The following is a 10,110-nucleotide window of genomic DNA, read 5'->3' as shown; positions in this document are numbered from 1 at the left end:
CATCAAAATGACAAAACTCCGGTGCTCTATACGAGGACCGGAGCGTTCGGGCTGTGTCGTCGGTGCAATAATCTAAAAAATAAGCTATAAGACACGTACGATGTGTCTAATCGCTGTTGATTTTACTTATTTAGATTCTTTTGTTTAAAGTCCGTCTTCTCTCAACTTTTTCTTAGAAGAACGGAACTATGTGAAAAAGACCACAGATGTGTAGTTCTTGTCTCTTATTTTCCTTCAAATCTCTGCTAACAATCATTGAAATCTTTCTCTCAGAAGTTTCAATATTATGTGGAAAAGACCACAACTCTTTTGTAGTGTGAACATGTTCACACGTCACATTTCAAACGCCGATTTTTGAATTTGTTAAGATACCGTCTGAAGATATCTACAAATTTAAGGAAGTCCCTATGGGGAAGGTCATAGCTTTTGCTAATCAAAAAGGCGGAGTCGGCAAATCAACATTAACGGTGCAAGCCGCTTTTTATTTACGTAAACATCGTAAAAAGAAAGTGCTGGTCATCGATATTGATTCGCAAGGAAATACGACAGAATCTTTGACACAAGGACAGCCGTACACCGCTACTTCGTCTGCGGCTCTTTTTGAACCGAATCTCGAAGAGCTCGGAATCTTTGATGACACCCCGTACGGCGTAGATTTAATCGGATCTGAACCGAACTCGAACGAAGGTTATGACATCGAAAGCCGTGAGTTGGATGTCATTCGTAACCCGGCTGCAAATATTCAGGCACTGAAAGACGCATACGACTATATCTTGGTTGACTGCCCGCCTTCTTTGGGCCGAAAACTCCTCGGCGGATTGGTCATGGCTGATTATGTCATCTGCCCGATCAAACTCTCAGGCTATGCGGTCGGAGGCGTCTCCGGCATGGTCAATACCATCCGTGCCGTGCAGCAGAATTTCAATCCCGGCCTGAAATTTTTAGGTGTTGTGGTTAATGAATACGATGACTCTGCTTCTGCTAAGAGCACACTGGAGTATCTCGTTTCTGAGACTAATTGCGATATCTTCAACTCCAAACTCAGGCATCGCGCTCCGATTGATGCCGCTACAACAATGGGTATCCCCGTGGACGAAATCCGCAACGGCAAGCGATCCTACGAAGAACTTGAAGCCGTATACAAAGAAATGCTGGCAAGAATTAAGAAAATCGGTTAACTATGAAAACTTTTAAAGTTACAAAAGCTAAGACTCAAACTTTTAAACCGACCAATATCAAAAGCTTGATCGAGTTTAACGGTGCGATTGCCGCGGGCGTCAATGGAAAGGTTTTAACAAAATTACCAGTAGAGTCAATTGAGGTCCGGCCTCAGGTAAGAACCGTTATTGAGAATATCGACGAGCTGGCTGAATCCATGAAATCCGGCCAGCTGATGCCGATTACAGTCATTAAAGGTGAAAACAATAAATACGTTGTCCTGCAGGGCGAACGCCGCTGGCTGGCGGCTAAGAAAGCCGGCTTGGAAACGGTAGAAGCTATTGTTGTTGATGCTCCTGTTTCTGATTCAGAAAGAATTTTCGGTCAGCTAACCGAGAACATCCAGCGCGACAATATGAAGCTTCAGGATTTGATCCAAAGCATTAGCCAGCTGATTCAGAACGGTTTTAACCAAACCGAAATTGCTGCTCGTTTGGGCAAAGACAGAACTTATATTTCTCGTATTGCCGCATTAGCTTCTTCTAAGGAAGAAGTTCTTAAATTGATTGTCGATTGCGCTGTTAACGATGCCCAGACAGCACAGATCCTGAACAATATCTGTGAAAAAAGCACCAACATCGCTAAAGATCTGGAAGCTTGCAAAGACAAAGACGGCCTAATTAGCCGCGGTTCTGCACAGGCTGTATTGGACAGACTCCAGAAAATCGTTCCGCAGAAACCCAAAAAAGTCGTTGCGTTTGAGGATCGTCTTAAAAAGAAAGACTTTCCTAAAGGTTATCGCCGTGTGCCCGCCGGTAAAGCCTTGGGTATTCAAGTTGAATTTTTAGATGAGGCAGGTGAGAAAGTTTCCGGCAATCTTCTTCCGCGATTACTTTCTGATCGTCACGACGAAGTCTGCGTCTTACGTGAAGACAACAAAACCGTCGTACCAGTGCCTGTGGACAAAATTAGGATCAGGATGATTGACGAGTTGGCATAGATCAAACGTTCTTGATATGTGAAAAAGGCCACAAAATCATTTGATGATTTGTGGTCTTTTTCTCATTTTTCCAGTCCTAATTTTTTCGCGTAGAAGTAGGTCAGAAAAGCGCCAAGTCCAACTGATACAACTAGCGCTAGAGAAACGCCTCCCAGCTTCATGAGGATAGGAAAACTAAAGACAGCGATCACAGCGCCAAACTTCCCGAAGAACGCAGCGTAGCCCGCCCCCTCTGCTTTAATATCTAACGGAAAGACTAATGACGGAATGATGAACGTCGTAAGATTTGGGCCGGCGTTAAGGGCCAGTTCAAACAGAACAAACGCTGCAATTGAAATAGCGGCAGGCCATTTAAATAAATAGCAGAGCAGCAGAAGTAGAACAGCCGCGGCGGCGAGCAGGAATCCGTAAAACTGTTGTTTGACGGTCGAAACTTTATGAAGAATAAAAAGACCGGCTATAAATCCGATGAGAATGAACCAGCTGATAATAAACGTGAGATTCACCGAGTTCATTACGGATCCTAAAGGATCCGGTTTAGAAGTATCAAAACCCGAGATGCCGAGACTCATAATCAGTATCGGGAGAAAGATGCCGATTCCATATACTCCGAGCCCTGAACATCCCCAAGGCACACCGGAAAAAATCACTTTCTGAAGGGTTTCTCCTTTAAACAGATCTACTTTAGCGCCGTTAGAAGAAGAAGTTTTTTCCAAATAGGACGGTGGAATCTCTACATCAGGTCCAAGCATTGCCTTAACAACCTGTCTGGCTTCGTCAAACTTCCCTTTTGCAATAAGAAAGCCGGGACTTTTAAAGAAGAATAATCGGCTGATGATCATTAAAAATGAGAGAAAGACCACAAATAAGAAGATCTGTCTCCAAATTTCTGCAGTCCACTCGATCGAACAGAGAACGAGAAAACCTCCACCAGCTGACAAGTTTCCGAGAGCAGAAAATGATTTGGTGATACCAACCATCGTTTCCTGCCAGCGTTTCGGCATCACTTCATCGACATAGTCTGAGTCCAACGCAAAATCGCCTCCGATGCCGAATCCCATGACAAATAGCGAGGGAATCAGCAGATCAACGCTTCCTGTCACGTAGACTGCTAACGCGCCGATAAAAATAAGGATGGAACTCAGCCGAAGAAACGGAAGATATCCGTCCTTATCGGCAAGCTTTCCGATAACAAAAGATCCGACCATAATGCCGATCAGTTCCATACTGGCAATCAGACCTTGTGTCACGGAGTCCAATTCGTGATGCTGTACGATGGCAAGAAGAGGAATCAAGACGCCTGAAAGAGTTGCAACAGCGGCTCCCAGGAATTGACCCATCGCTGTTGTAATCAAAACCCGAAAATGTCCCAATCTCAAAGGCATCGTATCCAAATAAACCATTTTGATTCCTTATTTTTTCTTCAAGGATACGAGGAAGAGAAGGGAAAACAGAAAGAATGCGGCCGTTTAGAGACCCAACAGCTTAAACAATGTGAAAAAGACCACAATATTTTTCAGAACACCTTGACTCCTAAAAATCAAAACAGCCGGGCGGCTGTTTCGTAGAGGTTTTAATTTGTGGTCTTTTTCACATTTTTCCTGGTCGCCGATGAAGGCTTAAACCCCAGGTCGTGCAAATAAACTCGCGCTTCATAAACAAATTTTGGATCGGCTAAACGGTTTTCGATCCAGCGCTTCCAAGACTCTTGAGAATAACCTTCGCGTCCGGCGGCGTTTATGAATTCACCGGCGAAGCGGTTTCCTACACCGCCGTCATTGTGGCGGCTCAGAAGAGATGCAAAGTAGTTTCTCTGCCCGTCTGACAAGATCAGGTTCTGCCAATCCTCATCGGTATAGCCCACAAGATCTCTAACGTCCGGTACATCCTCCGGCGGAACTGACTGAGTTCTCTCTACAAGAATGTTGGGACGATTCTTAACAGAGAAGATGATATGGGTAAATTTTCGGCCGGTACGGACGAATTCGCATTCCACATGGAAGTCAATTTTGGTCGCTTCATTAATTTTTGCGGCACATTCACGTACGATACGGGCGACGTCTCCGTTTAATTTTTTCTGAGGAATATTAAGGATGTCTTTGAGCTCGGTAATCGTCATCTTCTTGACCTGCCCGCGCCAGCGCACACACAGCTCAAAGAACCGCAGCGTCGAAACGCTCTTTAGTTCGGAAATCTGTTTAATCGGGTACCTAATAAAGTTACTGCGAATACGCGTCAGGAAGGGGAGGACTTCTTGAGAAAACGTCAGACCGATCATGCCGCTTCGATAAGAGACCTTAGAAATCCAACGAAACTCATCACGTTCTTTACCGTTGGATCCGAAGGTTCGGATAACGCTTCTGTTGTAAAGCGTATTGACTGCGTTCTGGAGGTATTTATAGGCCTTAGACCGCTCGCTGCCGATCTCTCTTAACTCTTTGGCTGAAACCCAATAACTTGCATCCCCTCTGACCTCCGGATTCATCGAATCGATCTTACTGATCGCAACTAAGATGATTCGAAGCTCATTTAAGGTGAGATTGGTTTTCGCCGTCAGCAGGTCGTTTGATTTAACAACGACCGCATTGGTATTCCATAAAGAATTCTTTTTCCCGGCTTTAGGGCTGTCAGACCAATCATCATCGTCTGTGAGGAGTTCAAACTCCTGTTGTTGATTTTCGCTGGCCATTAATACCCTCCGATCCGGCTCATTCTGACATTTCGATAGTTGATTCTCTCACACTTCCTCTTCCAAAAGAAAAAAGAATCGGGACACTGTGGTCTTTTTTACATAATATTGTGGTCTTTTTCACATAAACTCTTCTGCATATGTGGTAAAAATCACATATTAAGTCGCCTTTTTCACAGAGAAAAACAGCCTATTTGTGGTCAAATTCTCATATTTTGTGGTCTTCTATACATTTTTACGTCTGTAACCTTTTGATTTAAAAGTGAAAATAGAAGGCTTAAAAAAATAAAAAGATTAATATAAAAATATAAAAAAGGCCTACGACTAAAAGACACACCCAATGAAAAAGACTTCAAAAAATTTTAAAGCGACGCAAACAGCTCGGTTTGGATGGAACAAATCAGCAAGCCTCTGTCGTAGAAGGTTTTGAAAGAGAGAGCCTGTCAGATCACACCGACAGCATCCCACAAAAGTTTCGCAAAAAAGAAATTTAGGAGTGATACAACGTGAAGAAAATCAAAAAGTAGGAAAGAGAAGGAATTAAGTCATCGAAAGACGAAGCAGAGAAAGCCAGCTTAAAATATGAGAAAAAGACCACAATTTCACCGCCAGAAAGTTAGCTTAGGCCGCAGAAATTACATTGCATAGCGGTTATGAGTGTCAGAATGAAATAGTTCCGGCTAATTTTTGAAAAACCCAAGGCTATCAGGGCTTTTTATTAAATTCAAAAATAAAAAAATCCGTCTCTTAATTTGCTATTTATCACATATTTGTGTTATTTTTTCTAACAATTATCAGTTTACGGGCCTAGATCGAAGCCCTCCAAGATTTAGATGTTCATTGAACACGTCGGTCTAGGCTCTTTTTTCTTCTCATTGATTCCAAGCGTTTAATTCTTCAAAGCATTGGATCTCGCCTTTGAAAATCGTAGAAAAAACTTCTAGGCGTCCGTTCCTATGTTTTGCCAAATCCATGTAAATTGTTCTGGAGTCTCCTTGCTCCTGCCCGAATTTGGCCTTGGAATAAAGCAGGAGCACCATGTCGGCATCCTGTTCAATGGAACCGGATTCTCTTAAGTCGGAAAGAAGCGGAGTATGGTTGGGCCGGTTTTCGACCTGACGGTTAAGCTGGGATAAAAGAAGGACCGGAGCATTGAGTTCTTTGGCCAGTAGCTTTAGGCCCCGAGAAAGAACACCGATCTGTATGGAGCGAAGATCCGCAGAAGCGTTCTCGTCTTCTTGTTCTAGCAGCTGGAGATAGTCAACTACAACCAATCCGATATTTCCAACCTGCGCAGCAAGCTGGCGAAGCTTCGTCTTAATGCGCATAAGCGTCAGCTCGCTTGAGCTGTCAACGAATATCGGTGCTTTAGATAGCACTTCTTGAGCTTGATAAATTCTGCTCCATTGAGTATCCGTCATTTGGGCGCCGTCGATACTTTCCATTTCAACTTCGCTCTCAGAGCTCAGCATTCTTTTGAGAACTTCGTTCTTTGTCATTTCCAGCGCGAAGATCGCAACCGGTTTTTTCTGACGAACGGCAGTGCGGCGTGCGACCTGAAGCGCGAAGGCTGTTTTGCCGATGCCGGGACGCGCAGCAATGACAACCAATTGTCCGGGTCTAAAGCCTCTTGTCACGTCGTCAAGTTGCTCGATTCCACTTTCGCAGCCGCGGATTTCTGTCGGAGAGTCTGCAATTGAACGCATTTCGTCAATGAGGCCGTCCAAAATAGAGCCGGAAGACTCAAAAGAAGAAGCATCTTTATTTTTGCCAAGTCCCATTTTTAAGAACTCGCTTTGCACGCGGTCGAGCAAGTCTTCGGAAGAAGCCCCTCTGTCTGAATTGACCTCAGCTTCTAATTGAGCTAGTTTGGAAATGAGGTTGCGTTTGAGTGCCTTATCTTTGACGATTCTTGCATATTCGCTGAGGTTAGCTGCGCTGGCGTAGCTTTCCGTCAAACGATTGAGGTACTCCAATCCGCCTGTCTCTTTCTCATTCCCGATCTCTCTCAATAAATCTGAAACCGTGAGAACATCAGCCGGCTTGCCTTGAGACGCCAAAGAGAATATCGCCTGATAAATCAGTCGATTGGCATAGTTGTAAAAGTCACCGGGCTCTAAAGGAGGCTCGATTAGATGGAAAGATTCAGGATTCGCTAAAAGCGCACCTAAAAGGGCATGCTCGGCTTCTGGAGAATGAGGCGGGAGCGGTAAAGAATCAATGATGGGAGCAGACATAAACAACCTATAAAAGTTTCTCCCATTTTAGATAGTTAGGTATAAAGCTCAAAAAGTCGGAAGTAAAAAAGTTAAAAATGAGAAAAAGACCACAATTATTTTTGGCTCGCCGGAGCATTAAGGAAGTCGGTAACTCTTTTATCTAACGGCTGGAGGCGGGGAAAAAGGTATTTTTGATATCCGGATTGAAGGACCTTTTCCCAAATAAGATCCAAAATCGCGCAAATAAAAAATACGATTGTAATTACTGCAAGTGCATAGAGGATGAACCAAGAGGAACCCAAATATTCCGGCACGTGGAATACTTTGCTCCAGAGCCACGGGTAAACAATCGGATTCTCATGAACGAGGTAGACACCGAACATCGCTGCAGCAAATTTGTTGATCCAAGGCTTGTAGCCGATCTGCATCTGTTTGAAGAACACAAAAAGCGAGAGGGCACAAATTAAAGAGAAGACGCTATACAAGTTTGCGAAGGTGAACCAATCAATGTAACCGATGAAAGTCCCGACGCGATTGTTCCAATCGGCAAGAGCGATGATGATGGCAATAATGCCCCAGCTTGCTCCGCAGACCGACAAACACAGGGATTGGGAGAAGATTTTCCTTTCTAGATAATCTCTGAGAAACGCGCCCCAAGAAAAGAGATACACAAACCAAAAAAGCGTTGAACCGTAATATTCCGGTTTAGTTGTGAGCGTGGGGATGACTGACCAGAAAAAACCGAAAATCAATAAGAAGGCGAACAGCTTTTGCTGTCCTAACGCTTTAATTCCTATCGTGATAAACGGAGAGAGCAGAATAAGGAGGAAGTAGGCGGAAACAAACCAATAAAAATCATTTCGTATTGGAAAGAAACAGCCGATCAAAGAACTCCAACTAAAGGGATGCAAGCCGAGGGCACAAAAGAGCAGGAAAAAGATAATTACGTAGGAAAACGTCTTTATCCAAAGGTAGATGAGGCTGGAAAATTTACTGAACTTTTTAGCGAGGAAATATCCGGTAATTAAGACGAATAAATTAACGCCGATTTTGCCTCCGGTGGAAAGCAGCTGATCTAAGTAAAAATTAAAAGAGAGCGGCGCGGAGCCGCTCCAAATCGGTAAACCGCCGTGCACGGAAAAGTGATGCATCACAATGAGGTACATTGCCAAAATTCGAGAGAGCTCGAGATTGGATTGTCTTGGTGCCTTTTTCACATATTTGGCGTCAGTCATTGCTTATCTCATTGAGTAAGGAACTCGAAGAGACAGTATAAATAAGGCCAGAGAAAATCGTCTAAACGATTTATCGCAATATGATCAGAATGCAGTTAACGCCTTGAAAGAGATCTCTCAGAAGTGGTTTTTGGCCGAAGCACATAGGACTAAAAATTGTGGTCTTTTTCACATAATAGAGAATGAAAATGTGCAGGAATTTAGTTGGTTGAGCTCAATGTTCCGGCAGGCGCTGAACGGATAAGGATTTTCAGCGTGACTTTGCTCTAAAGCTTTCTTCTCCAGCTCTAAACAATGAGAAAAAGACCACAATCTACGGAGGAGAAACTTTGGAATATGTGTAAAAGACCACAAAAAATTAGTTTTTGCTTCTTTGAAAAGGCGAGATAGGCAGCAGAATGAAATCGCTATCGTTATTTAGGCGGAAAAGTCCTCAGAGGTAGAAAAATCGGAAAAAATTGTGGTCTTTTTCACATAGAAAAAGAAAAAAGGAAAACAAATAAGTGGAAAAGACCACAAGGCAAGACAGCAGAATGGCAATTCGCAAAAACTGTGGTCAAAACTACATTTTTGTCGTCTTGCATTTCAATTTGTTTGGTTTGGCAAAACAGGCAACTTTGCGGACTCACCTAAATAAAGCGCCGGATTGCTAAACTTTTAGTTTCTAGGACTACAAGAATGCTGAAAATTCTCAAAGGTGTCTTCCTGGCAGCATTTGCGGGCTGCTGCTGGGGAAGTATGGCCGTGGCTGCCCAATATCTTTTTACTAACTGCGGTTTCGAAGCCCGTCACCTCACAACGCTTCGCTTAATCGGAGCCGGGGTTCTGTTATTGGCGCTTCAAGCTGCTTTCGGAGGATTTCAAAGTATTCTGAAACCGTTCAAAGAAAAGCGAAATATCCGTGACGTTTTGATCTACGGTGTCGGCGTTCTTTTAATTCAATATACGTTCTTCCTTGCGATTGAGCAGAGTAATGCCGGAACCGCAGCTATTATGGTTGGTGTCGGTCCGCTTTTTATCATCGGATATTTGGCGATCTGCAAACATCGAAAACCTGTCCCCAAAGAATTCTTTTGTCTCTTTCTGGCTATAACCGGAGTTTCTTTGGTCGTTACCAAAGGAAATTTCGAGTCTCTGGATTTTGTTTCTACCGGGGCATTTTGGGGCTTGCTGTCATCCGCTTTCGGGGCTTTTTGCACTGTACAGCCTAAAAACGTTATCTCTCGTGTCGGAGTTTCTAATGTTGTGGGCTGGGGAATGGTTGTCGGCGGATCGATTGCTTGTCTCTTCACTAATCCCTTTGCAATGGATGTTCATTGGACTTTGCCCTCTGTTCTTTGTTATTTCCAAATAATTGCTTTCGGAACGGTTGCGGCATTCTGGTGTTATCTCAAAAGTACTGAGTACGTTATTCCGTCAATCACAGCTATCCTCGGTTCCTTTGAACCCTTATCCGCAGTTGCCCTGTCGGTGATTATTCTGGGTGCTACGTTCAATTCATATGAACTGCTCGGCGCAACAGCTATTCTTGCCAACATGCTTATTCTTGCGTGGCCGTCTAAAGATGCGGAATCATTAACTGCAAACTGATGTTGTATAAAGCACACAACAATTAGAAACATTTGTAAGACGTGCCCAACTTGCGCACATAGAATTGTTTCGTTAAGATGCACGTCCTGTCGCTGACGCACGACGCAGCAACGATAAACGGAAACGAAGTTTTACATTTGAAATTCCTCAGTCGCTTGACAGAAAATTTTAAACGAGTAAAATTTCAATTCTTCGCTCACGAAACTGAGCGGCGGCGAA

Annotated in this window: 7 protein-coding genes; 3 read left to right on the top strand and 4 right to left on the bottom strand. The window is 43.7% G+C overall.

The window, feature by feature from the left end:
* Positions 1-407: 407 nt before the first annotated feature.
* Entirely contained in the window at positions 408-1,178 is a 771-nt protein-coding gene (locus ACZND6_RS12000) for a ParA family protein (protein ID WP_021868467.1), read from the top strand.
* A 2-nt stretch (positions 1,179-1,180) separates the two neighbouring features.
* Positions 1,181-2,158 carry a ParB/RepB/Spo0J family partition protein gene (locus ACZND6_RS11995; RefSeq protein ID WP_293738454.1) on the top strand — a complete coding sequence of 326 codons (978 nt, stop codon included), beginning with the start codon at positions 1,181-1,183 and terminating at the stop codon, positions 2,156-2,158.
* A gap of 62 nt (positions 2,159-2,220) precedes the next feature.
* Here ACZND6_RS11995 and ACZND6_RS11990 read toward each other — a convergent pair whose 3' ends face one another.
* From ACZND6_RS11990 to ACZND6_RS11975, 4 genes are all read right to left on the bottom strand, one after another.
* Positions 2,221-3,561 carry an MFS transporter gene (locus ACZND6_RS11990; protein ID WP_489524726.1) on the bottom strand — a complete coding sequence of 447 codons (1,341 nt, stop codon included), beginning with the start codon at positions 3,559-3,561 and terminating at the stop codon, positions 2,221-2,223.
* 170 nt (positions 3,562-3,731) lie between these two features.
* A complete protein-coding gene (locus tag ACZND6_RS11985) occupies positions 3,732-4,847 on the bottom strand; it encodes a replication initiation protein (RefSeq protein WP_293738452.1) in 1,116 nt (371 codons plus the stop codon).
* An 872-nt stretch (positions 4,848-5,719) separates the two neighbouring features.
* Positions 5,720-7,084, bottom strand: a complete 1,365-nt coding sequence (dnaB, locus tag ACZND6_RS11980; RefSeq protein WP_278384992.1) for a replicative DNA helicase — start codon at positions 7,082-7,084, stop codon at positions 5,720-5,722.
* Positions 7,085-7,179: 95 nt separating this feature from the next.
* Positions 7,180-8,301: an acyltransferase family protein gene (locus ACZND6_RS11975; RefSeq protein ID WP_293738451.1), complete on the bottom strand. Its 1,122-nt coding sequence runs from the start codon at positions 8,299-8,301 to the stop codon at positions 7,180-7,182.
* A 678-nt stretch (positions 8,302-8,979) separates the two neighbouring features.
* Between ACZND6_RS11975 and ACZND6_RS11970 the strand changes: the two genes are divergently transcribed.
* The gene (locus ACZND6_RS11970; RefSeq protein ID WP_279175055.1) at positions 8,980-9,891 is read left to right on the top strand and encodes a DMT family transporter; all 912 of its coding nucleotides are present in this window, start codon (positions 8,980-8,982) and stop codon (positions 9,889-9,891) included.
* The last annotated feature ends 219 nt before the right edge of the window (positions 9,892-10,110 follow it).

The sequence above is a fragment of the Parasutterella sp. genome (genome assembly GCF_057870745.1).
The sequence above is the reverse complement of the archived record's forward strand: the minus strand, read 5'-3'. Positions and strand labels throughout refer to the sequence as shown.

Bases quoted from the DNA above. Each gene is read 5' to 3' on its own strand.
- ACZND6_RS11985 (WP_293738452.1), bottom strand. From the start codon at position 4,847: ATGGCCAGCGAAAATCAACAACAGGAGTTTGAACTCCTCACAGACGAT.
- ACZND6_RS12000 (WP_021868467.1), top strand. From the start codon at position 408: ATGGGGAAGGTCATAGCTTTTGCTAATCAAAAAGGCGGAGTCGGCAAA.
- ACZND6_RS11990 (WP_489524726.1), bottom strand. From the start codon at position 3,561: ATGGTTTATTTGGATACGATGCCTTTGAGATTGGGACATTTTCGGGTT.
- ACZND6_RS11975 (WP_293738451.1), bottom strand. From the start codon at position 8,301: ATGACTGACGCCAAATATGTGAAAAAGGCACCAAGACAATCCAATCTC.
- ACZND6_RS11970 (WP_279175055.1), top strand. From the start codon at position 8,980: ATGCTGAAAATTCTCAAAGGTGTCTTCCTGGCAGCATTTGCGGGCTGC.
- ACZND6_RS11995 (WP_293738454.1), top strand. From the start codon at position 1,181: ATGAAAACTTTTAAAGTTACAAAAGCTAAGACTCAAACTTTTAAACCG.
- dnaB (WP_278384992.1), bottom strand. From the start codon at position 7,084: ATGTCTGCTCCCATCATTGATTCTTTACCGCTCCCGCCTCATTCTCCA.